General features: G+C 71.9%; 22 protein-coding genes and 1 rRNA gene. 5 read left to right on the top strand and 18 right to left on the bottom strand.

Annotated elements, in window-relative coordinates; all coding sequences use genetic code 11:
• The first annotated feature begins 17 nt into the window (after positions 1-17).
• The gene (locus ACZ4NT_RS33405; protein WP_467728814.1) at positions 18-902 is read left to right on the top strand and encodes a DUF4253 domain-containing protein; all 885 of its coding nucleotides are present in this window, start codon (positions 18-20) and stop codon (positions 900-902) included.
• 15 nt (positions 903-917) lie between these two features.
• On the opposite strand, the gene ACZ4NT_RS33400 is transcribed toward ACZ4NT_RS33405, so the two are convergent.
• Both ACZ4NT_RS33400 and ACZ4NT_RS33395 read right to left on the bottom strand, forming a co-directional pair.
• Complete coding sequence (locus ACZ4NT_RS33400; RefSeq protein WP_121405351.1) at positions 918-2,135, bottom strand: aminotransferase-like domain-containing protein; 1,218 nt, start codon at positions 2,133-2,135, stop codon at positions 918-920.
• 136 nt (positions 2,136-2,271) lie between these two features.
• Positions 2,272-3,663: a helix-turn-helix domain-containing protein gene (locus ACZ4NT_RS33395; protein WP_467728812.1), complete on the bottom strand. Its 1,392-nt coding sequence runs from the start codon at positions 3,661-3,663 to the stop codon at positions 2,272-2,274.
• Positions 3,664-3,879: 216 nt separating this feature from the next.
• Here ACZ4NT_RS33395 and ACZ4NT_RS33390 point away from each other — a divergent pair, with 216 nt between their 5' ends.
• On the top strand, positions 3,880-4,578 hold the full coding sequence (locus tag ACZ4NT_RS33390; protein WP_467728810.1) for a DUF4232 domain-containing protein: 699 nt from the start codon (positions 3,880-3,882) through the stop codon (positions 4,576-4,578).
• A gap of 4 nt (positions 4,579-4,582) precedes the next feature.
• Here the strand turns inward: ACZ4NT_RS33390 and hemB are convergent, their stop codons facing one another.
• The 6 genes from hemB to ACZ4NT_RS33360 form a co-directional block, all read right to left on the bottom strand.
• Positions 4,583-5,575 carry a porphobilinogen synthase gene (gene hemB, locus ACZ4NT_RS33385; protein ID WP_121405348.1) on the bottom strand — a complete coding sequence of 331 codons (993 nt, stop codon included), beginning with the start codon at positions 5,573-5,575 and terminating at the stop codon, positions 4,583-4,585.
• 166 nt (positions 5,576-5,741) lie between these two features.
• A complete protein-coding gene (locus ACZ4NT_RS33380) occupies positions 5,742-7,493 on the bottom strand; it encodes a bifunctional uroporphyrinogen-III C-methyltransferase/uroporphyrinogen-III synthase (RefSeq protein ID WP_121405347.1) in 1,752 nt (583 codons plus the stop codon).
• Complete coding sequence (hemC, locus tag ACZ4NT_RS33375; RefSeq protein WP_467728807.1) at positions 7,490-8,503, bottom strand: hydroxymethylbilane synthase; 1,014 nt, start codon at positions 8,501-8,503, stop codon at positions 7,490-7,492. Before hemC ends, ACZ4NT_RS33380 begins: the two co-directional genes overlap by 4 nt.
• Positions 8,500-10,206, bottom strand: coding sequence for a glutamyl-tRNA reductase (locus ACZ4NT_RS33370; RefSeq protein WP_121405346.1), 1,707 nt, complete (start codon positions 10,204-10,206; stop codon positions 8,500-8,502). Before ACZ4NT_RS33370 ends, hemC begins: the two co-directional genes overlap by 4 nt.
• A complete protein-coding gene (locus ACZ4NT_RS33365) occupies positions 10,203-10,958 on the bottom strand; it encodes a redox-sensing transcriptional repressor Rex (RefSeq protein ID WP_121405345.1) in 756 nt (251 codons plus the stop codon). Before ACZ4NT_RS33365 ends, ACZ4NT_RS33370 begins: the two co-directional genes overlap by 4 nt.
• 323 nt (positions 10,959-11,281) lie before the next feature.
• Entirely contained in the window at positions 11,282-11,593 is a 312-nt protein-coding gene (locus ACZ4NT_RS33360) for a glutaredoxin family protein (protein WP_121405344.1), read from the bottom strand.
• Between the two features lie 185 nt (positions 11,594-11,778).
• Between ACZ4NT_RS33360 and ACZ4NT_RS33355 the strand changes: the two genes are divergently transcribed.
• The 3 genes from ACZ4NT_RS33355 (at position 11,779) to ACZ4NT_RS33345 (ending at position 15,435) form a co-directional block, all read left to right on the top strand.
• Complete coding sequence (locus tag ACZ4NT_RS33355; RefSeq protein ID WP_467728804.1) at positions 11,779-12,726, top strand: HAD family hydrolase; 948 nt, start codon at positions 11,779-11,781, stop codon at positions 12,724-12,726.
• Positions 12,727-13,181: 455 nt separating this feature from the next.
• Positions 13,182-13,955, top strand: coding sequence for an ECF subfamily RNA polymerase sigma factor, BldN family (locus ACZ4NT_RS33350; RefSeq protein ID WP_121405342.1), 774 nt, complete (start codon positions 13,182-13,184; stop codon positions 13,953-13,955).
• Positions 13,956-14,211: 256 nt separating this feature from the next.
• Positions 14,212-15,435 carry a DUF5667 domain-containing protein gene (locus tag ACZ4NT_RS33345; protein ID WP_121405341.1) on the top strand — a complete coding sequence of 408 codons (1,224 nt, stop codon included), beginning with the start codon at positions 14,212-14,214 and terminating at the stop codon, positions 15,433-15,435.
• 82 nt (positions 15,436-15,517) lie between these two features.
• On the opposite strand, the gene ACZ4NT_RS33340 is transcribed toward ACZ4NT_RS33345, so the two are convergent.
• The 10 genes from ACZ4NT_RS33340 to rrf all read right to left on the bottom strand — a co-directional run.
• On the bottom strand, positions 15,518-16,555 hold the full coding sequence (locus ACZ4NT_RS33340; protein ID WP_467728801.1) for a lysophospholipid acyltransferase family protein: 1,038 nt from the start codon (positions 16,553-16,555) through the stop codon (positions 15,518-15,520).
• A 14-nt stretch (positions 16,556-16,569) separates the two neighbouring features.
• Positions 16,570-17,631: an NAD-dependent epimerase/dehydratase family protein gene (locus ACZ4NT_RS33335; RefSeq protein ID WP_467728799.1), complete on the bottom strand. Its 1,062-nt coding sequence runs from the start codon at positions 17,629-17,631 to the stop codon at positions 16,570-16,572.
• Between the two features lie 302 nt (positions 17,632-17,933).
• Positions 17,934-18,032 (bottom strand): 30S ribosomal protein bS22, encoded by a 99-nt coding sequence (locus ACZ4NT_RS33330; protein WP_003948845.1) that lies wholly within the window; start codon positions 18,030-18,032, stop codon positions 17,934-17,936.
• Positions 18,033-18,193: 161 nt separating this feature from the next.
• Entirely contained in the window at positions 18,194-18,406 is a 213-nt protein-coding gene (locus tag ACZ4NT_RS33325; RefSeq protein ID WP_004984898.1) for a helix-turn-helix domain-containing protein, read from the bottom strand.
• A 129-nt stretch (positions 18,407-18,535) separates the two neighbouring features.
• Entirely contained in the window at positions 18,536-19,351 is an 816-nt protein-coding gene (locus tag ACZ4NT_RS33320) for a phosphatase (protein WP_121405338.1), read from the bottom strand.
• A gap of 109 nt (positions 19,352-19,460) precedes the next feature.
• Complete coding sequence (locus ACZ4NT_RS33315; RefSeq protein WP_121405337.1) at positions 19,461-20,633, bottom strand: acetoin utilization protein AcuC; 1,173 nt, start codon at positions 20,631-20,633, stop codon at positions 19,461-19,463.
• Positions 20,584-21,819, bottom strand: a complete 1,236-nt coding sequence (locus ACZ4NT_RS33310) for an MFS transporter (protein ID WP_467728796.1) — start codon at positions 21,817-21,819, stop codon at positions 20,584-20,586. Before ACZ4NT_RS33310 ends, ACZ4NT_RS33315 begins: the two co-directional genes overlap by 50 nt.
• 80 nt (positions 21,820-21,899) lie before the next feature.
• Positions 21,900-22,610: a VC0807 family protein gene (locus ACZ4NT_RS33305; protein WP_467728794.1), complete on the bottom strand. Its 711-nt coding sequence runs from the start codon at positions 22,608-22,610 to the stop codon at positions 21,900-21,902.
• A gap of 135 nt (positions 22,611-22,745) precedes the next feature.
• Positions 22,746-23,390 (bottom strand): HAD family hydrolase, encoded by a 645-nt coding sequence (locus ACZ4NT_RS33300; protein WP_467728792.1) that lies wholly within the window; start codon positions 23,388-23,390, stop codon positions 22,746-22,748.
• A gap of 77 nt (positions 23,391-23,467) precedes the next feature.
• Positions 23,468-23,557 (bottom strand): 5S ribosomal RNA (gene rrf, locus ACZ4NT_RS33295); the annotation flags it as partial.

Raw genomic sequence — 23,557 nt, 5'->3', positions numbered from 1 at the left:
CCCCTACAGTTCCGGGCATGGCGACACTTCCGAACCCGCTGCCGAAGCTGGTGACCGATCCGAGCGGTCGTGCGCTCGGGCTCGAACTCCCGCCCGGGGCCCTGGTCGACGCGACGGTCGACGGCCCCTGGCACGAACCGCTGTTGTGGTGCGCCGACGGGCCCGCCGGCCCCGGCGACTGGCTGCGGCTGTCGGCCGCGCGGCGGACCGCGGGACTGCACCCCGTGCTGATCGCCCGCGGCGAGAAGGACGAGGACGGGCCCGCCGGCTGGGAGCTGGGCCCGGGCAGGACGTCGTACGCGGGCGACCACGAAGCCGAGGACGTCCTCGCGGACTTCTGGGAGGAGTACGCGGCGGACGAACTCGCCGAGGCCGCCGACTATCCCGGCAGGGAGAGGGTCGAGGAGGTCTTCGGGCCCCCGGCGACGTACGACGAGACGGTCGCCCCCTTCGGCCCGCTGTGGCCGGGCCTCGCCCCGGCCGTTCCGCTGGACGCCGATCCGGACGCCCGGGCGGGCGAGGTCGCGGACTCCCTCACGGAAGACGGCTCCTGGCTCGGGGAGCCCCGCCTCGCCCTGGTCCCGGCCCGCCGCAGCGCGGACCTCCCGGCGGCCATCGGCTGGTCGGGGGCGGTCAACCACGAGGACGACGTGGCGCGGCTGTCCGCGGTGCTGCGTTCCTGGGAGGACCGCTTCGGCATACGCGTGGTCGCGCTCGCCTTCGACCGGCTGGTCCTGTCCGTGGCCGCCCCGCCGAGCACCGTCGCCGAGGCCGAGGCGGTCGCCGCCGAGCACTTCGCCTTCTGCCCGGACAACGTCACCCAGGGCGACCACGACACGCTGCGGGCGTACGCGGCGCACGAGGTGCTCGGCCGGCGGGCCTGGTCCTTCTGGTGGGACTGACCGGCCGGGGTCCGGTCAGCCGCGCAGTCCCCGCCCGAGCCTGCGCAGGCCCTCGCCGATCTCCCGCGGAGTCTGCGTGACGAAGCACAGCCGCAGCGTCGCCCGGTCCGGCGGACCGGCGTGGAAGGGCGCTCCGGGCACGTACGCCACGTCCTGCTCCACCACCTGCCGGAGCAGGGCCGTGGTGTCGTGGGCGCCGGGCAGCCGCGCCCAGAGGAACATGCCGCCCTCGGGCCGCGTCCAGGTGGAGCCTTCGGGAAGCGCGTCCCCGATCGAGGCGAGCATGGCGTCGCGCCGCTCGCCGTAGACGGCCGCGACCCGCGCCACGTGCGCGTCGAGATCCCGGTCGGCCAGATAGCGTGCGGCGGCGAGCTGGTTGACGGTCGGGGTGTGCAGATCGGCGGCCTGCTTGGCGACCGCGCAGGCGCGGCGCAGCCCGGCGGGTGCCCGCAGCCAGCCCAGCCGCATCCCGGGCGCCATCACCTTGGAGAAGGAGCCCAGCAGGACCGTGCGGTCCCGGGCCTCCTCGTACGAGGCGATCCACGGCACCCGCTCGCCCTCGAAGCGCAGCTCGCCGTACGGGTCGTCCTCGACGATCCACAGGCCGCGCCGGGCGGCGACCGAGGCGACGGCGGCACGGCGGGCGGCCGGCAGCGTGCGCCCCGTCGGGTTCTGGAAGGTCGGCACGGTGTAGAGCAGCTTGGGCCGCTCGCTGCGCACCAGTGCGTCGAGCGCCTCGGGGTCGATCCCGTCCGCGTCGCCGGGCACGGGCACCACCCGCGCCCCCGCGAGGGAGAACGCCTGAAGTGCCGCCAGATAGCAGGGGTTCTCGACGAGCACCGCGTCGCCCGGCTCCAGCAGCGCGGTGGCGAGGAGCGACAGGGCCTGCTGCGATCCGGTGGTGACCAGCAGGTCGTCCGCCGACGTCGGCAGCCCGCGGGCGGTGGTGCGCTCCGCGAGGGCCGTACGCAGCGTGGGCTCGCCCTCGGTCGTGGAGTACTGCAGCGCCCGCCCGGGCACCTCGGCGAGCACGTCCCGGTACGCGGCGGCGATGCCCTCCGCGTCGAACAGCTCGGGTGCGGGCAGCCCGCCCGCGAAGTTGATGACGCCGGGTCGGGCGGTGACCGCGAGGATGTCCCGTACCGCCGAGCCCCCGACCGCGGTGGTGCGCGCGGCGAGCGGCGGCGGTGGGGCGGCGGCGGGCGGGGCTGCGACGGGATCGGCGACGGTCACGAGGACGGCTCCTTGTCCTTGATGCGGCTCGTGCCCGCACCCTAGGCAGCTGCGTGGCCCCTGCACGGGTCATTCCGCGATACGGACGCAACCCCGTTCACCCGCACGCCCCTTGGCACCGGGGGGCGCCGGCACCTCAGCCCGGGACGTCGGGCTCGTACTCGTCCCGCCCCCACTCCGAACCGCCCAGCGGGTAGGTGTACGCGGGCCGCCCGACGTTCCCGCTGGTCCGGAAGGGCTTGCCGTGGTCGTCGACGCGCACGGTCCCGCTCTTCGTACCGCTGGACCAGTCCAGCTCCAGGTACCAACTCACGTGATGCGTACGGGCGTCGGCGAACACGTAGAAGACCTCGGGGTCGGACTCGCTCACCTTGTAGGGGAAGTCCCGCTGTCCGCCGCTCGGTCGGGTGGCGGGCCGTCCCGCGTCGAGGTCCACGTGGAAGGAGGCGGTGTCCACCTGTCCGCCGCAGCCGACGCCCATCGCGAAGTCGTTCCAGGCGAGCGGGGCGGCCTTGTCCACCACGCGCACGTGCAGCGCGTCGAGGACGACGGTGGCCTCCCCGGTCCCCTGGACGGTCAGCGCGATCATCTGGCGCCCGCCCGCGACGCCGCCCAGTGCGCCGACCCAGCCGCGCGCGTCCGTCTCGTTCGGCGGCGGGGGCACCTGCGCGGCGCCGCGGTCCACCAAGTAGTGCTGGCTGCAGGGCCCTTCCCACCGGTACGGGTCGGTCGCGACCAAGGGCGCGGCGGCCCCGGTGACCGGGTGCCCGCCCTGCTGGTCCCGCCCGGCGGCTCCGGCACCGCGCGACGCGGAGGCCTTGGGGCCGGCACCGTCCGAGGCCGACGGCGAGGGCGTCCGGCGCTTGCCGTCGGTGGAGGCGGTGGCACCCGGGCGTCCGGCGGCGGCCGAGGAGACGGTGCCGGCGGCTCCCGTCCGGCCCGGGTCGTCGTCCTCGCCGGGTACGAGGTTCACGACGAGCGCGGTCGCGAGGGCCGCGGCGACCACGGCGGCGCCGGCGAGCGCGACGGGACGCGGCCGCCGTCGCACGGCGGGCTCCGGTACGCCGTCCGCGGGTCCGGCGGTGTCGTCGTCGCCCGCGGACGGGGACATGGGCCCGGACGCCTGCGGAGCACCGGAGGACCCGGACGCCTCCGCCCCCTCGGCCTGCGGGAATCCCACCGTCGCCGCACCTCCGGCAGCCCCGGCCGCGGCAGCCCCCGCCGCCGTGCCCCCGGCGGCGGCTCCCCCACCGTCGTTCCCGGGAGTCCGTCCGGACGCGCCCTTCCGTCGCCGCAGCGCGTCCGCGAGGACCCAGCGCCGGTGCAGCTCCACGAGTTCCTCGGGGGTGGCCCGGCAGACCCGCGCGAGCCGCTCCACGGGGGCGTAGTCGGCCGGTACGGCATCCCCGTTGGCGTACCGGTGCAGCGTCGACGCGCTCACGTGGAGCCGCTTCCCCAGCACCCCGTAACTGAGTCCGGACCGCTCCTTCAGTTCCCGCAGCAGCTCCGCGAACTCGTCCCCCGCCACCGTCTCCCCCTCCTCCGCGTTCCGCGCCGCGTTCCAGGGGATGGTCGTTCCCCCAGGTCAGACCCCGTACGGACGTTCCGGCGTCCCGTATGCCCCGGCGGTCATGGCGGCCGGGACGGATCACCGCACAAGCTGTGGCCATCCAAGCACGCCGCCCCCGCCGGGAGGCCGGGCGGCCGTGCCGGACCGTCGGAACCGAGCCAAGGGGGATCACCCATGTCCGCACGCACCACCCGCACCCGCCTGTTCGCCGCCACCGCGGTCGCGCTCGCCGCCCTGGCGGTGACGGCCTGCGACAACGGAAAGGGGGTCCGGGACGAGGGCCCGTCCGCCGCCTCCGGCTCCTCCGCCGGGCCGAGCGCGTCGCAGCAGGCCCCCGACTCGACGGCGAAGCCCACGGGGAACGGCGGCGGAGCGGCGGGCGGCTCGTCCGGCGGGACCACCGGCACCGCCGGCCCGGGCTCCTCCGCCGGTACCTCCACCAGCACCGGCAGGTCCAGGAACGTCGCCTGCGACGGCGCCACCACCAGGACGACGGCGACCGAGGTCAGCCGCCCGCTGAACCACATCCTGCTGACCGTCACCAACACCGGAGGGAGGAACTGCGACCTCACCGGCTACCCGGCCGTCCGCTTCGGCGAGGCGCAGGCCGTCCCGCCGGCCGCCGAGGAGACCAAGCCCCAGGCGGTCGTCACCCTCGCCCCGGGTGAGTCCGGCTACGCCGGGGTGCTCCTCGCGGCGGGCGACGGCAGCGGCGAACACGGCTACACGGCCAGGACGCTGGAGGTCTTCTTCGGCGGCGGCAGCGGCGGCAGGAGCGCCAGGCCCGCGCTTCCCGCGAAGGGCGTGTACGTCGACGATCACCTCACCGTGACGTACTGGCAGTCCGGTCTGGACGACGCGCTGAGCTACTGAACGACTAGCGCAGCCACCGGGCGGCCTCCGTGGCCCAGTAGGTGAGGATGTTCCGGGCGCCGGCCCGCTTGATGCCGGTCAGGGTCTCCAGGATCGCCTTGTCCCGGTCGATCCAGCCCTTCTCCGCGGCGGCCTCGACCATCGCGTACTCACCGGAGATCTGGTACGCGGCGACGGGCACGTCGACCGCGTCCGCGACCCGCGCGAGGACGTCCAGGTAGGGGCCCGCAGGCTTCACCATCACCATGTCGGCGCCCTCCTCCAGGTCGAGGGCCAGCTCCCGCAGCGACTCGCGCAGATTGGCCGGGTCCTGCTGGTACGTCTTCCGGTCGCCCTTCAGGGACGAGCCGACGGCCTCCCGGAACGGCCCGTAGAAGGCGGAGGAGTACTTCGCGGTGTACGCGAGGACGGCGACGTCCTCCCGGCCGATCTGGTCGAGGGCGTCCCGGATGACCCCGATCTGGCCGTCCATCATGCCGCTCGGGCCCACGACATGGGCGCCGGCGTCGGCCTGGACCTGGGCCATCTCGGCGTACCGCTCCAGGGTGGCGTCGTTGTCGACGCGCCCCTGCTCGTCGAGCACACCGCAGTGGCCGTGGTCGGTGAACTCGTCGAGACACAGGTCGGACATGACGAGGAGGTCGTCGCCGACCTCGGCCCGCACGTCGCGCAGGGCGACCTGGAGGATCCCGTCGGGATCGGTGCCCGCCGTGCCGTGGGCGTCCTTCTTCCCGTCCTCCGGCACCCCGAAGAGCATGATCCCGGAGACCCCGGCCTCCAGCGCCTCGGCGGCGGCCTTCTTCAGGCTGTCGCGGGTGTGCTGGACGACCCCCGGCATCGCGCCGATCGGCACCGGCTCGCTCACACCCTCGCGCACGAACGCGGGCAGGATGAGGTCGGCGGGGTGCAGCCGGGTCTCGGCGACCATGCGCCGCATGGCGGGCGTCGTACGCAGCCGCCGCGGCCGCGTACCGGGGAAGGATCCGTACTTGGTCATGGACCTACGCTACGCCCGCCCCGCAGGTGCCCTTGCCGACACGGTGCCGGTACCTGACGCGGCCCGTCCGGCGCTCGGAAGCGAGCGCGCCGGCGCGCCGGGGGCCCCACCGGGGACGGGACGCGAAGGGGCGGAGGGGTCGCAGAACCCCTCCGCCCGCCACTGCTCAGGTGGTGCGCCGCCGGCGGGATCCCGGACGCCGCTCGCTGGGCCGGGTCACCGGGTCCCCCGCGTCCAGCGCGGCGGCCCGCCGCCGCAGACCGAAGTCCGCCAGCGCCTCCGCCAGCTTGTGCACCGAGGGCTCCGGAGCCATCACGTCGACCCGCAGCCCGTGCTCCTCCGCGGTCTTGGCGGTGGCCGGACCGATGCACGCGATCACGGTCACGTTGTGCGGCTTGCCGGCGATGCCGACCAGGTTGCGCACCGTGCTCGACGAGGTGAACAGCACCGCGTCGAACCCGCCGCCCTTGATCGCCTCACGCGTGTCCGCCGGCGGCGGCGAGGCCCGCACGGTCCGGTAGGCCGTGACGTCGTCGACCTCCCAGCCCAGCTCGATCAGCCCCGCGACCAGCGTCTCGGTGGCGATGTCGGCACGCGGCAGGAACACCCGGTCGATCGGGTCGAAGACCGGGTCGTAGGGCGGCCAGTCCTCCAGCAGTCCGGCCGCGGACTGCTCCCCGCTCGGCACCAGGTCCGGCTTCACGCCGAACGCGATGAGCGCCTTCGCGGTCTGCTCGCCCACCGCCGCGACCTTGATCCCGGCGAAGGCGCGGGCGTCGAGCCCGTACTCCTCGAACTTCTCGCGCACGGCACGGACCGCGTTCACCGAGGTGAAGGCGATCCACTCGTACCGCCCGGTCACCAGGCCCTTGACCGCGCGCTCCATCTGCTGGGGCGTGCGCGGCGGCTCCACGGCGATGGTCGGCACCTCGTGCGGTACCGCTCCGTACGAACGCAGCTGGTCGGAGAGCGACGCCGCCTGCTCCTTCGTCCGCGGCACGAGCACCTTCCAGCCGAACAGCGGCTTGGACTCGAACCACGACAACTGGTCGCGCTGGGCGGCGGCGGAACGCTCACCGACCACGGCTATCACCGGTCGTCCGCCGTCCGGTGACGGCAGCACCTTCGCCTGCTTCAGCGTCTGCGCGATCGTCCCGAGCGTGGCGGACCAGGTCCGCTGCCGGGTCGTCGTACCGGCGATCGTGACGCTCATCGGCGTATCGGGCTTGCGGCCCGCGCCGACCAGCTCGCCGGCGGCCGCGCCCACCGTGTCCAGCGTCGCCGACACCACGAGGGTGCCGTCCGAGACGCCGACCTCGGTCCAGCAGCGGTCGGAGGCGGTACGCGCGTCGACGAACCGCACGTCCGCACCCTGCGCGTCACGCAGCGGGACACCGGCGTACGCGGGCACACCCACGGCGGCGGCGACACCCGGCACGACCTCGAAGGGCACACCCGCGGCGGCACAGGCGAGCATCTCCTCGGCGGCGTACGTGTCGAGTCCGGGGTCCCCGGACACCGCACGCACGACCCGCTTGCCGCCCCGCGCGGCCTCCATGACAAGATTGGCCGCATCCCTCGACACGGGGGTCCCGGCGGTCGTTGACGAGCCGTCAACCACCGCCAGCCGAGGCGTGCCTGTGCCCGCACCGGCATCCGAGGACGCACCGACGGACGCGGTCACCGGAGTACCCGGAGGCGCGCCCGAAGAGGCGTCCGCGTCCGTGTTCAGCACGGCGACGCCCTGCCTGGCGTGCGCGCGCACCACGTCGAGCACCTCGTGCTCGGCGACGAGTACGTCCGCGTTCGCCAGCGCCTCGACGGCGCGCAGTGTCAGCAGTCCCGGATCCCCGGGTCCGGCACCGAGGAAGGTGACGTGCCCGTGATCGAGGCCGGCGGAAAGCTTGGTGGGGCTCAAAGTGCTCGCTCCCCCATCAGACCGGCCGCGCCCTTGGCAAGCATCTCGGCGGCGAGTTCACGGCCGAGCTCCATTGCTTGGTCATGTGTCTCGGGCACGGGACCGGTGGTGGACAGCTGCACCAGCGAGGAGCCGTCGGTCGTGCCGACGACGCCGCGCAGGCGCATCTCCTTGACAGTCTGCCCGTCGGCCAGCAGGTCGGCGAGTGCACCCACAGGTGCGCTGCAGCCGGCCTCCAGGGCGGCGAGCAGGGATCGTTCGGCGGTCACGGCGGCCCGGGTGAACGGGTCGTCGAGCTCGCCGAGCGCCGCGACGAGGTCCGCGTTGTCCGCGGCACACTCGATCGCGAGGGCCCCCTGGCCGGGGGCGGGCAAAACGGTGTCGACCGACAGGAACTCGGTCACTTCCTCGGTCCGGCCGATCCGGCTGAGTCCGGCGGCGGCCAGCACGACCGCGTCGAGTTCGCCCTTGCGCACGAACCCGATCCGCGTGTCGACGTTGCCCCGGATCGCGACCGTCTCGATCGACATCCCGTGGCTGCGTGCGTACGCGTTCAGCTGCGCCATGCGGCGCGGCGAACCGGTGCCGACCCGCGAGCCGTCGGGCAGCTCGGCGAAGGTGAGCCCGTCGCGGGCGACGAGGACGTCGCGCGGGTCCTCGCGCACCGGCACGGCGGCCAGGGCGAGGTCGTCGGGCTGGGTGGTCGGCAGGTCCTTGAGGGAGTGCACGGCGAAGTCGACCTCGCCGCGCAGCAGTGCCTCGCGCAGCGCGGTCACGAAGACGCCCGTGCCGCCGATCTGCGCCAGGTGCTCGCGGGAGACGTCGCCGAACGTGGTGATCTCGACGAGCTCGACGGCCCGTCCGGTCACCCGGCTCACGGCGTCCGCCACCTGTCCGGACTGGGCCATGGCGAGCTTGCTGCGCCTGGTCCCGAGCCTCAGTGGCCCTGTTTCGTCTGCTCGCTCCAGGGGCGCTGCAGCCGGCCCCTTCGGCTCACGCGGCTCACTCATGCTCGCCCTCGGTTCTCGGCGTTCTCGGTGCTGATGTCATGGATGGCCCGTGAGACGGAGGCGACCGTCTCCTGGTCCAGGTCGAACAGGGTGCGCAGCGCGTCCGCGTACCCGGCGCCGCCGGGCTCGGCGGCCAGCTGCTTGACCCGTACGGTCGGCGCGTGCAGCAGCTTGTCGACCACCCGCCGTACGGTCTGGGTGATCTCCCCGCGCTGCTTGTCGTCGAGGTCGGGAAGCCGTCCGTCGAGGCGGGCGATCTCGCTCGCGACGACGTCGGCGGCCATGGTCCGCAGGGCCACGACGGTGGGGGTGATGTGGGCGGCCCGCTGGGCGGCGCCGAAGGCGGCCACCTCGTCGGACACGATCCGCCGCACCTGGTCCACGTCGGCGGCCATCGGTGCGTCCGCGGACGCCTCGGCGAGCGACTCGATGTCGACGAGCCGCACGCCGAGCAGCCGGTGCACGGCCGCGTCGATGTCGCGGGGCATCGCCAGGTCGAGCAGCGCGAGCACGGGTGCGGACCGGCGGGGCTCGGCGACGGGTTCGGGCCTGCGCCGCTCGGGCACGCGCCCGATGGTGGCGGCGGTGGCCGCGAGTGCGGTGATGAGTTCGGCGTCGGTCTCGGCCGTACGGCGGGTGTCGCGCCGCTCGCCCGGGGCGTTGTCCACCCAGGCCGCGTGCTGTTCCAGGGTGGCCGCGTCCAGGCCCGCCACCGCGGCCTCCCCCATCACGGAGAAGCCGGTGGCGCCCTGCACGGCGGACAGGTCGAGGGGGCAGTTCTCCTCGGCGCCCACGCTGGTGGGTGCGAGGGGTTCCGCGGGTCCCGCCGGGGCGGCCTCACGGACCGCGACGGGGGTGCCCGTGCGTCCCTCGACGGCGTTCGCGATCGTGTCCGCCGTCAGGACGAGTCCCGTGGCGCCGGTGCAGGAGACGGCGATGTCGGCACGTGTCAGCTCGACCGGCACCGAGTCCATCGGTACCGCGCGGGCGAGCACGTCCGTGTCGTCTCCCTGCGCCAGGATCTGGGCGAGGCGCTCGGCGCGGTCCAGGGTGCGGTTGGCGACGACGACCTCGGCGACTCCGGCGCGCGCCAGCGTCGCCGCGGCGAGCGAGGACATGGAGCCCGCGCCGATGACCAGCGCCCGCTTGCCCTTGGCCCAGCTGTCGACGGCGGCGCCTGCCGACAACTGCTCCAGGCCGAAGGTGACCAGGGACTGGCCCGCGCGGTCGATGCCGGTCTCGGAGTGCGCGCGCTTGCCGACCCTGAGGGCCTGCTGGAACAGGTCGTTCAGCAGCCGGCCCGCGGTGTGCAGCTCCTGCGCGGTGGCGAGGGAGTCCTTGATCTGGCCGAGGATCTGGCCCTCGCCGACCACCATCGAGTCCAGCCCGCAGGCCACGGAGAAGAGGTGGTGGACGGCCCGGTCCTCGTAGTGCACGTACAGATAGGGGGTGAGCTCGTCGAGGCCGACCCCGCTGTGCTGGGCGAGCAGGGTGGACAGCTCGGCGACGCCCGCGTGGAACTTGTCCACGTCGGCGTACAGCTCGATGCGGTTGCAGGTGGCGAGCACCGCGGCCTCGGTGGCCGGCTCGGCGGCGAGGGTGTCCTGGAGCAGCTTGACCTGCGTGTCCGCGGGGAGCGTGGCCCGCTCCAGAACGCTGACCGGTGCGCTGCGGTGGCTCAGCCCGACGACGAGGAGACTCATGCCGGCATCACGGCGGGGACATCCCCGTCGGGTCCCTTCTCGGTCTCCGTGGGGGCCGGGACGACGGCCCCGGCCTCGGCCGCGGCCTCCTCGCCGGCCTTGCGCTGCTCGTGGAACGCGAGGATCTGCAGCTCGATGGAGAGGTCGACCTTGCGCACGTCGACGCCGTCCGGGACGGACAGGACGGTCGGCGCGAAGTTCAGGATGGAGGTGACTCCGGCGGCGACGAGCCGTTCGCAGACCTGCTGGGCCGCGCCGGCGGGCGTCGCGATCACACCGATCGAGACGCCGTTCTCGTCGATGATCTTCTCGAGGTCGTCGGTGTGCTGGACGGGGATCCCGGCGACCGGCTTTCCGGCCATCGCGGGGTCGGCGTCTATCAGCGCGGCGACCCGGAAACCGCGGGAGGCGAACCCGCCGTAGTTGGCCAGCGCGGCGCCGAGGTTGCCGATACCGACGATCACAACCGGCCAGTCCTGGGTCAGGCCCAGCTCGCGGGAGATCTGGTAGACGAGATACTCGACGTCGTACCCCACGCCACGGGTCCCGTAGGAGCCGAGGTAGGAGAAGTCCTTGCGCAGCTTCGCGGAGTTGACCCCCGCCGCGGCCGCGAGCTCCTCGGAGGAGACCGTGGGCACCGAGCGCTCCGACAGGGCGGTGAGGGCTCGGAGGTACAGCGGAAGGCGGGCGACGGTGGCCTCGGGAATCCCTCGGCTGCGGGTCGCCGGTCGGTGAGTTCGGCCAGTTGCCACGGTGCTCCTGCGGGTAGAGCGGGGCTGCAGGCGGTCACACGTACCTAGACCGCCCCGTCGAATGCAGGCTATGTCTTTGTGAACGCGTGCACAAAGATGGTGTCCGATTTGCCCGGCCAACGTGATGGGGGTCACGCGACCCCGGCGCATGCGTATGGAACCGGCGCGCACGCGCCTTCGTTCTCCACTGGAAGGGGGCAAAACCGTACACACTCCTTACGCATCCCGCCCCCGAGATCTGAACCGCCCTCGATCCTAAGCGACTTTCCGGACCACTTGGACTACTCAGTCAGTCACGGTTCGGGCAGGAACGCGGCGGCCGGTCAGGCGGTCAGGGCCTTGCGCAGCCGCTCCTCGCCGACCCGCCAGAAGGTGTGCTGGGCGCCGTCCACCAGCACGACCGGGATCTGTTCCCAGTACTGCCGGTTCAGTTCCTCGTCCTGCGTGATGTCCTTCGTCTCCCAGGGGACGCCGAGTTCCGCGCAGACCCTCTCGACCACCACCTGTGCGTCATCACACAGATGGCATCCGGGCTTCCTGATGAGTGTGACCAACCGCTCGTGCGGCGCCTTCGTCATGTCCGTCTTCTCCTCACGGCGGCCACCGCGCCGGAACAGGGGTGTCATGTCGGCCATTCTCGCCCCACCCGGGCCCCTGCGCCCCGGGCGTGCGTCGGCGGCCCCCGCCGCGGCCGGGCCCGCGCGGACGGGGATCCGCCGCGCCGGTCGGATCACGCCTTTAACGGCGCGGTCGCGGAGAGTTCACAGCCCCGCATCCTCTCGACTCCGGACGGGCCGAACAGACTGGCTATGCTCACGGCATGGCCGCTCTCGGATGGCTCACTCCCCGTAGGCGTTCCGCCACGGCGCGGAGCGTGTTGGCAGGCGAGGCCTCGGCTGAGGCAGCGCGCAAGACCTCCCAGGAGCTGGAGGACTACGCGGAGCTCACGCACGAGCCCGACCTCGCCGTGCAGGAACCGCAGTTCCCGGTGCTCGGCGACGTCAGGGCCGCCGCGTTCTTCGACCTGGACAACACCGTCATGCAGGGCGCCGCACTGTTCCACTTCGGCCGCGGCCTGTACAAGCGGAGGTTCTTCGAGACCCGCGACCTCGCCCGATTCGCCTGGCAGCAGGCGTGGTTCAGGCTGGCCGGGGTCGAGGACCCCGAGCACATGCAGGACGCCCGCGACTCCGCGCTCTCCATCGTCAAGGGCCACCGCGTGGCCGAACTGATGTCGATCGGCGAGGAGATCTACGACGAGTACATGGCCGAGCGGATCTGGCCCGGCACGCGCGCGCTGGCCCAGGCGCACCTGGACGCGGGCCAGAAGGTGTGGCTGGTGACGGCCGCGCCCGTGGAGATCGCCACCGTGATCGCCCGCCGGCTCGGGCTGACGGGGGCACTCGGCACGGTCGCCGAGTCCGTCGACGGCGTCTACACCGGCAAGCTGGTCGGTGAGCCGCTGCACGGCCCCGCCAAGGCGGAGGCCGTCCGCGCGCTGGCGACCGCGGAGGGGCTGGACCTCTCCCGCTGCGCCGCCTACAGCGACTCCCACAACGACATCCCCATGCTGTCCCTGGTGGGCCACCCCTACGCCATCAACCCGGACGCCAAGCTCCGCAAGCACGCCCGGTCCTTCGAGTGGCGGCTGCGGGACTACCGCACCGCGCGCAAGGCCGCGAAGGTCGGCATCCCCGCGGCGGCCGGGGTCGGTGCGGTGGCGGGCGGCACCGCCGCGGCGATCGCCCTGAGCCGCCGCCGGCGCTAGCTACTCCCCCACCGTTTCCTGCAGAGCGCCCGTTCCCCCGGGCGCTCTTCCCGTATGCGCGCGCGACGGGCGGGCGCCCGTACGGCCAGGGCCCGGGGTTGACGCCGCCGTACAGAAGTACGCGCGAACACGGGTTCCGGGTGGCGCGAGAAGTGACAATCCTGCTGTTCTACCCCGCAACGTCCCCGCCAGTCCCGACGTCCGCACACGAGCACAAGGCGCCCCGCACTCAAACGGAAGTCGAACCCATTCGATCAACAACTGGTCAGCGTTCGGCACTTGATCAGGCGTCAATCGATGAGAGAAACGACGTAATCGATGATTTGAGCAACTGGGTGTAGTGCTGCCTGTACGAAGCGTTATTCTCCTCAAACGCATGACGGACTCCACCAGTCGCTACGACGGGTGAACGGTCCGGTACTGCACGTGATGGAAGCTCTGCCTCTGGGAGTCCCGTGTACCCACACGTCGGGGTTGACGCCTCGGGCCTGGCTACGCTGCGCGCAACGGTCCTCGACCGCCTGCGCGGCTTCGTCCCCACCGCGTACGCCGTCCCCGCCCTCGCTGTCTCCGCCGCACCCGTAGGCCCGTGCTATGCACTGGCCGACGGCAGCGCGGCGGTCGGCAGACGAGGCCGCTCGGCCGCCACGCCCACCGCGCGCCGCCCGGCCGCGGACAGTGACAGCGCCCGGATGATGGATCTCGTCGAGCGGGCCCAGGCCGGCGAGGCCGACGCCTTCGGACGCCTCTACGACCAGTACAGCGACACCGTGTACCGCTACATCTACTACCGCGTCGGGGGCAAGGCGACCGCGGAGGACCTCACCAGCGAGACCTTTCTGCGCGCGCTGCGCCGCATCGGGACGTTCACCTGGCAGGGCCGCGACTTCGGCGCCTGGCTGGTGACCATCGCCCGCAACCTGGTCGCCGACCACTTCAAGTCGAGCCGGTTCCGGCTGGAGGTCACCACCGGCGAGATGCTCGACGCGAACGAGGTCGAGCGCAGCCCCGAGGACTCCGTCCTGGAGTCGCTGTCCAACGCGGCACTGCTCGACGCCGTACGGCGACTGAATCCCCAGCAGCAGGAGTGTGTGACCCTGCGCTTCCTCCAGGGTCTGTCGGTCGCCGAGACCGCTCGCGTGATGGGCAAGAACGAGGGCGCCATCAAGACCCTCCAGTACCGGGCCGTGCGCACCCTCGCCCGGCTCCTCCCGGACGACGCCCGCTGACCCGCAATAGATCACTTTACGGTCCAACACGCTCAGCGACGATCAACTCACTGTCGGTAAAAGTCCATTGACTTCGCGGTCCGATCATCCGTCGTCCGTAACCCAAGTGCCGCGACGCTCGTTGTGCGGGATACAGGCTCCCTGTGGTCACACCCGGACCCACCTCCGGTCACTCGATCGTGTGGGTGCGCTCCGGGCGTGCAACCCTCAGGACCCCCTGGGGAGTCGACCGTCATGACGAGAGGAGGTGCCGCCAGTGATCGCGAACGTATCGGCGCACCGGCGGGCGAACGCCTTCGCCCAGGCCCTGGAGGAGCAGTCCGACCGGGGCACGGCGGCCGAGCAGCCAGATGGATCGGCACCGCCCCCGGCTGCTGCGGAACAGACCGAGCAGGGCCTCATGCTGGCCCTCGCCACCGGTCTCGGCGAGCTGCCCAAACCAGTACTGGACCCTGAGGTCAAGGTCGTCCAGCGGGCTCAGCTCGTGGCCGCGATGGAGGCCATGCTGCTGGACGGCACGGCTCCGCTGGGCGAAGTCAGGGATTCTCCGGTTCCCGAGCAGCGGTCCCACCGCCGGGGCGCCCACCGGGCGACCGGCCTCGGGAAGCTGCGACCGCGGTCCCGGCTGTCCAAAGGCCTTGCCGCGGGCGGGCTCACCGTCGGTGTGGCCGCCGGAGCGTTCGGCGGTGTGGCCGCCGCCAGCTCCGACGCCCTGCCCGGAGACTCGCTCTACGGGCTCAAGCGCGGCATGGAGGACATCAAGCTGGGTCTGGCCGACGGCGCGAGCGACCGCGGGCAGATCTACCTCGACCACGCCTCGACGAGGCTGAACGAGGCACGCCGGCTGATGGAGCGGGACCGCTCGGGCCCGCTCGACCACGAGTCGCTCGGCGAGATCCGCCGGGCCCTGTCCGGCATGCAGCACGACGCGTCCGAAGGCCACCGGCTGCTGCACGAGGCGTACGAGCGGGACGGCTCACTGGCCCCCATCCAGGCCCTGTCCGCCTTCTCGCAGACGCATCGTGAGGCGTGGGGGGCGCTGCGCGACCGGCTGCCGGTGCAGCTCGGGGACGTCAGCGACCAGGTGTCGTCGGTCTTCGACGCCATAGACGAAGAGGTCGACCCGCTGCGCTCGTTGCTGCCCCGGCCCCCGGCGCGGGACGACGACGGCCGCCGGGGTTCCGGCTCCTCCTCCACGGGATCGTCGGACACGGACCGGCCGGCGCCCAGCGCCACCGGCGGTTCCTCCGACGGCCGCCACTCCGGCAGCGGCAAGCCCAAGCCGTCCACGTCGGACGGCGACAGCGACGGGCTGCTCGGAGGCGACACGGGCGGCCTGCTCGACCCGCCCGAGGACGACACCAGCTCGTCTCCCTCGGCCGGCCGCAGCAGCCCGGCCGCCGAACCGGACGTCACGCTGCCGCCGCTCCTCCCGGGTCTCCTCCCGGGACTGGGCATCGACAGCGAGGACACCAGGTAACGCGCCGACGGCGATGGGGCGCCCCTCCGCACGAGGGGCGCCCCATCGCCGTATCCGGGATGATCCGACAGGTCGTCGCGGATCAGAAGAAGACCGACCGGCGCTGCACCAGCAGCTTGTACAGCGTGTGCTGGATCTGCTCCCTGACCTGGTCCGTCAGGTTGAACATCAGCATCGGGTCCTCGGCCGCTTCCGGCGGATAGCCGTCCGTGCGGATCGGCTCGCCGAACTGGATCGTCCACTTCGTCGGCAGGGGGATGGCACCGAGCGGCCCGAGCCACGGGAAGGTGGGCGTGATCGGGAAGTACGGGAAGCCCAGCACCCGCGCCAGCGTCTTGGCGTTGCCGATCATCGGGTAGATCTCCTCGGCCCCGACGATCGAGCACGGGATGATCGGGGTGCCCTGCCGCAGGGCCGTGGAGACGAAGCCGCCCCGCCCGAAGCGCTGGAGCTTGTAGCGTTCGCCGAACGGCTTGCCGATGCCCTTGAAGCCCTCGGGCATCACACCGACCAGCTCGCCCCGCTCCAGCAGCCGTTCGGCGTCCTCGGCGCAGGCGAGGGTGTGACCGGCCTTGCGCGCCAGCTCGTTGACGACCGGCAGCATGAAGACCAGGTCTGCGGCGAGCAGCCGCAGATGACGGCCCGCCGGGTGGTTGTCGTGGACGGCGACCTGCATCATCAGGCCGTCCAGCGGCAGCGTTCCGGAGTGGTTGGCGACGATCAGCGCCCCGCCCTCGGAGGGGATGTTCTCGATCCCCTTCACCTCGACCCGGAAGTACTTCTCGTACACCGGGCGGATGAGGGACATCAGGACCTGGTCGGTGAGTTCGGCGTCGTAGCCGAAGTCGTCGACCTCGTAGTCGCCCGTCAGGCGTCGGCGCAGGAAGGCCAGGCCGCCGGCGATCCGCCGCTCCAGCCCGCCGCCCCTCGCCTCCGGCCTCTCCTGTGTCACGGGAACATCATCCTGCGCGGGCGCCGGACCCGGCAGGGGCTGGACCTCGCGTACCGCAGCGGGCTCCCCCTTGAGCCGGCTCCCCGCGCCCCGTCGCCGCGGTGGGCGCTGCACGGCACCGCCACGCGACCGGTCGTCGTCGAACGGAATGACCTTGGCGTCCGCCATCGTTGCTGCGCTCCTCAATTGGCGCTCTGCGTCGGGGATGTGCCGCCACCCAGGGCGGGCAGTGCGGCGATCCGGTCGACGGCTCCCGCGAGGGCCTCCGGAGGCAGGAGTCCGGGCCCCCGGCTTCGGGCGAAGTCCGCGAAGGTCTCCGCGGTCGTGTACTTGGGGTGGAAACCGAGCGTCTCGCGCATCTGGTTCGTCGCCACGACCCGTCCGTGCGTGAGCAGCCGCAGTTGTTCCGGTGAGAAGTCCGTCATGCCCAGCGTACGCACCGCCGTCCCCACCCAGCTGACCGCGGGCATCAGCAGCAGCACCGTGGGCCGGCCGAGGCGCCGCGCGCACTGCGAGAGCAGCAGGACGCCGTCTCCGGCGATGTTGAACGTGCCGCTGTTGAGCGTCCCGCGGGCGGGCTCGTGCGAGGCCAGCCGCAGCACCTCGATCACGTCGTCCTCGTGCACGAACTGCAGCCGCGGATCGTAGCCCAGCACGGTGGGCAGCACCGGCAGCGAGAAGTACGAGGCGAGCGGCGAGTCCGCGCTCGGACCCAGGATGTTGGCGAACCGCAGGACGCACACGGCGACGTCCGGCCGGCGGCGCGCGAAGCCGCGCACGTACCCCTCGACCTCGACGGTGTCCTTGGCGAAGCCGCCGCTCGGCAGCGACTTGGGCGGGGTCGTCTCGGTGAACACGGCCGGATCGCGCGGCGCGGACCCGTAGACGTTCGTACTCGACTTCACGGCGAGGCGCTTGACCGTGGGCGACTTCTGGCAGGCACCGAGCAGCTGCATGGTGCCGATGACGTTGGTCTCCTTCTGGGAGGTGCGGCTGCCGCTGCCCAGCGGCGTGCCGGTCACGTCCATGTGCACGACCGTGTCGACGGAGTGCTCCGCGAGCACGCGCGCGATGGCGGGCTGCCGTATGTCCGCCTGGAGGAAGTCGGCACCCCCCAGGTGGTGCTCCGGCGGGACCGCGTCCACCGCGATCACCCGCTCCACGCCCGGGTCCCGCTGGATCCGCCGTACGAAACGGCCTCCCAGCTGACGGGCCGCTCCGGTCACGAGCACGACCTTCCCCAAGATCAGCGCCTTCCTTCCGCCTCGTCCCGCACTGCGTACCGCTGCTCGTACCCTGCCGGGTTCCCCGTGTGCGGCCAACCTAGCGGGTTGTTGTTGCGCTGTGATGACCGCCCGGAGCATGAAGTGACGACAGCCCCGGACGTGCGATCGGACCCAGCCATTTGCCGCACGGGCACCCGTCCGGGACGCCCGCGGCCGGACACGGCTGTGGCCCCCCACCTGACGGTGGGGGGCCACAGAGCGCGCTGTTGCAGCGGTCGCGCAACCAGTAAGGACGAACCCCGCGGATGCGGGGGGCGGCCTTACTTCTTGTTGCGACGCTGAACGCGAGTGCGCTTGAGCAGCTTGCGGTGCTTCTTCTTGGCCATCCGCTTGCGCCGCTTCTTGATAACAGAGCCCACGACTACCCTCGCTCACTTCTCTTCACTCGGTGCTGGGCGCCGGGGCCCACACGACCTACGAGGGGCTAGCCTACCCGTCCGAGCGCTGAGGTCGTAATCGAGGTGAACCGGGGCTCCCCGGAGGGGCCGCGAGGGCCTCCCGGGGAACCCGCGGAACGCCGTCAGGCGGTCTCCACCCCCACGTAGCTCTCGCGGAGGTACTCGTGAACCGCTTGCTCCGGCACCCGGAAGGACCTCCCCACCCGGATCGCCGGCAGATGACCGCTGTGCACCAACCGGTACACGGTCATCTTCGACACTCGCATCACCGAGGCGACTTCCGCCACGGTCAGGAACTGAACCTCGTTCAGAGGCCTCTCGCCAGCTGCAGCCATGACACACCTGAACCTTCCGCACTCGACGGCCACCGGCTTCCCCTTCCGGTGACACTTCGTCGTTGCGTGCTCACTCCCCAGAGTAGGGGCGGGTGATGCGAGTGGGGAAGAGGAGCTGCCATCGGCGGCCTACTGTGACAGACACGCTCGATTGAGTACATAGCGAGTAAGCGGTCGGTAGTAATCAGACCGCACAGCGTCATCAAGTGGAACGGCGACGGACACGCGCCCCTCCGCCTCCCCGACGAAGAGCGCGGGATCGTCCGTGTCGGCCAGACCGATGGCCTCGAACCCCAGCTGACCTGCTCCGCAGACCCATCCGTGGTCTCCGACCACCAGCTCGGGAAGCGGTCCTCCGGCCTCGGCGGCGGCCGCCAGCACGGTGCGAACCGGGAGCGGCGAGTGCGTGTGTGCGCCGGTCGCACGCCCGGGGGCCTGGGCTCCGGGTTCCCGCACCAGCGCGACTCCCCGTACGTAGTCCAGGTTGTACGTGCGTAGGCCGAACCGGGTCGTTATGTCGACAGAGCTACCCTGCGCCGGGGTGAGGACGGTACATCCGACCGCCGACAGGGCGTCCGCCAAAGCGGCGTAGAAACCGATCAGCCGATGGGGGTGCCCGGTGCCGAAAAGCACCGGCGCCCCGCGGCGGGCGGCCGTCCCGAGCCGCTCGGCGAAGGCGTGCAGCGCCGTCAGCGTCCGCTCAGGGTCGATCACATCATGCCCTGAAGTGTGACTGGGATCGGCCGAAACCCCGCACTTGTCGGCCATCAGCTCGATCAGCTCCTGCTGCCCCCAGGTCCACTCGGGATCCAGCCCGATCAGCACCCGGGGGTCGCGGGCCGCGAAGAGCCGATAGCTGCGCAGACTCTCCTCGCGCGAGGTGGCGACGGTGCCGGCCAGCCGAGCCGCCAGCAGATGCGCACGCAATGCTCCGGTGCTCAACACGCCAGCGATGCTGACGCATCGACGCCTCCACCACCCCGAAAACCCCGAAAACACCCCACAGTTGGCTCAATGACCCATGCGGCGCCTTCTCGGCGATCCCAGGGGCAACCTAGGCGAGCAGCCCGCGCAACGGGTACACGGCCCGCCGCGCCGCGAGAACGGCCTGGTCCAACCGGTCCGCGGGGTCGTACCCCGCCTCCCAGTCCTGGAAGGACACGGGCCACCGCCCGTCCGTCATCCGCATCGGCGCCAACTGCCGCGTCCGGGCGAACACCTCCTGCCGCCAGCTCTCGGGAATCACGGACTCGGGTTCCACCGGCCGCCCCGCCGCGATCCCCACGAGATGCGTCCAGGACCGCGGCACCACGTCGACCACCGCATAGCCGCCGCCCCCGAGCGCGACCCACCGCCCGTCGGCGTACTCGTGCGCCAGCTCGTGACAGGCGACCTGCACGGCCCGCTGCGCATCGAGCGACACCGCGAGATGCGCCAGCGGATCCTCGAAATGGGTGTCGGCCCCGTGCTGGGTGACCAGCACCTGCGGCCGGAAGTCGGCGATCAGCTCCGGCACCACGGAGTGGAAGGCCCGCAGCCAGCCCGCGTCCCCGGTCCCCGCGGGCAGCGCCACGTTCACCGCGGAGCCCTCCGCACAGTCCGCACCGGTCTCCTCCGGCCACCCGGTCTGCGGGAACAGCGTCCGCGGATGCTCGTGCAGCGAGATCGTCAGGACCCGCGGATCCTCCCAGAAGGACGCCTGCACCCCGTCACCGTGATGCACGTCCACATCCACGTAGGCGACCCGTTCCGCGCCCAGCTCCAGCAGTCGTGCGATGGCCAGCGAGGCGTCGTTGTAGATGCAGAAGCCCGAGGCGCCGCCCGGCATGGCGTGGTGCAGCCCGCCGGCGAAGTTGACCGCGTGCAGCGCGTCCCCGCGCCAGACCGCCTCGGCCGCCCCCACGGACTGCCCGGCGATCAGCGCGGACACCTCGTGCATCCCGGCGAACGCGGGATCGTCCATCGTCCCGAGCCCGTACGACTCGTCCGCCGCACCGGGGTCCACGGACGCGGCCCTGACCGCCTCCACGTAGTCCTCCCGGTGGACGAGCCGCAGCGTCGAGTCCCCGGCCGGCTTCGCCGCGACCACCTCGACCTCCCGGTCGAGCCCGAAGGCACCGACCAGGGACCGGGTCAGTGCCAGCCTGACCGGATCCATCGGGTGATCCGGGCCGAAGTCATAGCCCGTTACTGCCTCGTCCCACATCAGCTGTGTGCGGCCGCTCATGCTGGTCACCGTATCGGTCCGGTTCAGGAGTGAACGACCTGGCATACCTCAGGGTCAGCAGGACCAGCACCATCGGTACGAGCATGGCCCCCCGGTAGTTCCAGGCGTCCCCGAGCGCTCCGACCAGCGGCGAACCGACCAGGAAGCCGACGTAGTTGAAGATGTTGAGCCGCGCGATCGCCGTGTCGGAGGAGCCGGGGAAGAGCCGTCCGGCGGCCGCGAAGGTCTGCGGCACGATCACGCACAGCCCGAGTCCCAGCAGCGTGAATCCCAGCATCCCTGCCCACGCCCCCGGCGCCACCGCCACCACCGCGAACCCGAGCGCCGCCACCACCGCACCGGTCCGTACGACGGCCACCGCGCCGAACCGCCGCACCCCGAAGTCCCCGATCGCCCGCCCCAGCAGCGTCGTGACCATGTAGACGTTGTACGGGACGGTCGCCAGCTGCTCCGAACTGCCCAGCACGTCCTGCAGGTACTTCGCACTCCAGTTGGAGACCGTCGAGTCGCCGATGTAGGCGAAGGTCATCACCAGGCACAGCGGCAGCAGCAGCTTGAAGACGACCGGGCCGGTCTCCGCCGGGTCCTCCCCCGGTCCGCCAGCTGCCCCCGTCCCCGCCGCGGGGGCGCCCTGGTCCACGTACCAGCGGCTCCCCAGCAGGGCCGCCGGCAGCAGCACCGCCACCACCGGCAGATACGACGTGAAGAGCGACAGATGCCAGTGCGCCCCGGCCCACGCCAGCGAGGCGCCGACGATGCCGCCCAGGCTGTACACGGCATGGAAGCCGAGCATGATGCTGCGCCCGTACGTGCGCTGCAGACTCACGCCCAGCATGTTCATCGACGCGTCGAGCGCACCCACCGCGAGCCCGAACACCCCCAGGCAGAACGCGACTTCGGCCACCCGGTCACCGGCCCCGACCCCCAGCAGCGCCAGCAGGACGACGGGCTGCGACCACCTCAGCACCCGGCTGGGCGGCACCCGCTTGACCAACTGCTCCGTACAGACACTGCCGACTCCGGCGAGGATCGGCACGGCGGCGAGGAACGCGGGCAGCAGGGCGTCGGATATCCCGTAACGGTCCTGGATCGCCGGGATGCGCGTTACTAGCAGCGCGAAGGCGACGCCCTGGGCGAAGAAGCTGAACGCCAACGAGGCCCTACCGCGCCGCAGCACATCTGTCATGGCGGCGAGCGTAGGGCCCCGGCTTACCCGTGGGTAGATCAAGCAGAAGATGAATTCTGCTCAGCTCTTCGTCCGGTGGGCTACTTCGCCCGGGCGCAGAGCTCCTCCTTCAGCATGATCTCCATCGGGACGACCGCGAGCGCACCGCTGACGACGAACGCCACGGCCATGGAACCGATCATGATGACGGTGCCGAGCCAGACCATCGTGTCGACCGGCAGCGTGTAGGCGCCGACGACGCGGACCACGCACTCGCCGAGCAGCACCGCACCCCAGACGGCGGAGAAGGTCCGCTCCGCCCTGCGGAACCGCTGAGACCCACTGACCAGCCGCTCCCAGGCCGCCGCCTTCGCCGCGTCCCCCTTGATGAGGAACGGCGACATCGCCGCCGTCATCATCGGCCTCCCGAGGAGCACGGACACCAGGACCCCGACGCCGACGACGCTGCTGACCGCGCTGTCCTTCGCCAGCATCAGCCGCGGGTCGCCGGACAGCGAACCGAGCACCACCCCGGCCACGTTGACGACGAGGATGAGCGCCGCCAGCCCGTTGAGCCTGCGGTCCCGCACCGCACTCCACACGGTCCGCGCCGCCGGCAGCACACTGCTCCAGCCGAGCGCGGCCACGGTGCTCAGTCCGAGCCCGTCCTTGAGGAGGTAGAACGACGCGAGCGGCACCGCCACGTCCACGATCAACGGCATGAAGCCCTGCCGGACGGAACCGCGGCCCCCGGCCGGGCCCGTCGCAGCGGCAGGTGCCTCGGTGCTGGTCGCGGTGGCCGTGAGGCTCATGGTCGGGTCCCTCCGTAGTCGCTGTGTACGTCCCGTTCTCGACGTACACAGCTTGGCGCCCGGACCCGGGGCGGCAGTAGGAACGATCGTCCGGAACCGGGGATGACAAATGTCAGTGCCGCCGGACGGACGCCGTCACCCGAGGAGCGCCGCCAACTCCCCCATGTCACCGAAGAGTTGCGTCGCACCGCCGAGCCGCTCCGCAGGCGTCATCGCGGTGAACCCGTACACGTCCATGCCGGCCGCGTTCGCTGCCCGGACGCCGAGCGGGCTGTCCTCGACGACCGCACAGCGCTCCGCCGGTACGCCCATGCGTTCGGCCGCGTACAGGAAGAGGTCCGGCGCCGGCTTGCCCCGCCCCACGTCCTGCGAGCTGAAGATCCGCCCGTCGTCGAACCAGCGGTCGAGCCCGGTCGTACGGTGCCCCACCCGGATCCGCTCATGGCTCCCGGAGGAGGCCACGCAGTACGGCACCCCGTCCGCGGCGAGCTTCTCCAGCACCTGCACGGCACCGGGCACGGGCTGCAACTCCTGCTCGAAGGCGGCGAAGACCCGCGCGTGGAACACATCGTCGAAGTCCGCGGGGAGCCGCCGACCGGTCCGCTCCTCGACCGTGTCGTGGACGCGGTGCATGGCGGCGCCCATGTAATCGCGCAGGGAGTCCTCGTACGAGGTGGGGTGCCCCAGTTCGGTGAGGTACGCGGCCAGAAGCGTGTTGGAGATCGGCTCGCTGTCCACGAGGACGCCGTCGTTGTCGAAGATGACCAGGTCGTAGCGCATGCTCCGACAATAAAGGACCCCGAAATGCAGAAAACCCCCGTACCGGTATCCCCGGTACGGGGGTTCTCTCACAATTTGTTCGGCGGCGTCCTACTCTCCCACAGGGTCCCCCCTGCAGTACCATCGGCGCTGTAAGGCTTAGCTTCCGGGTTCGGAATGTAACCGGG

It is taken from the genome of Streptomyces sp. NPDC026417 (assembly GCF_055567695.1).
The sequence above is the reverse complement of the archived record's forward strand: the minus strand, read 5'-3'. Positions and strand labels throughout refer to the sequence as shown.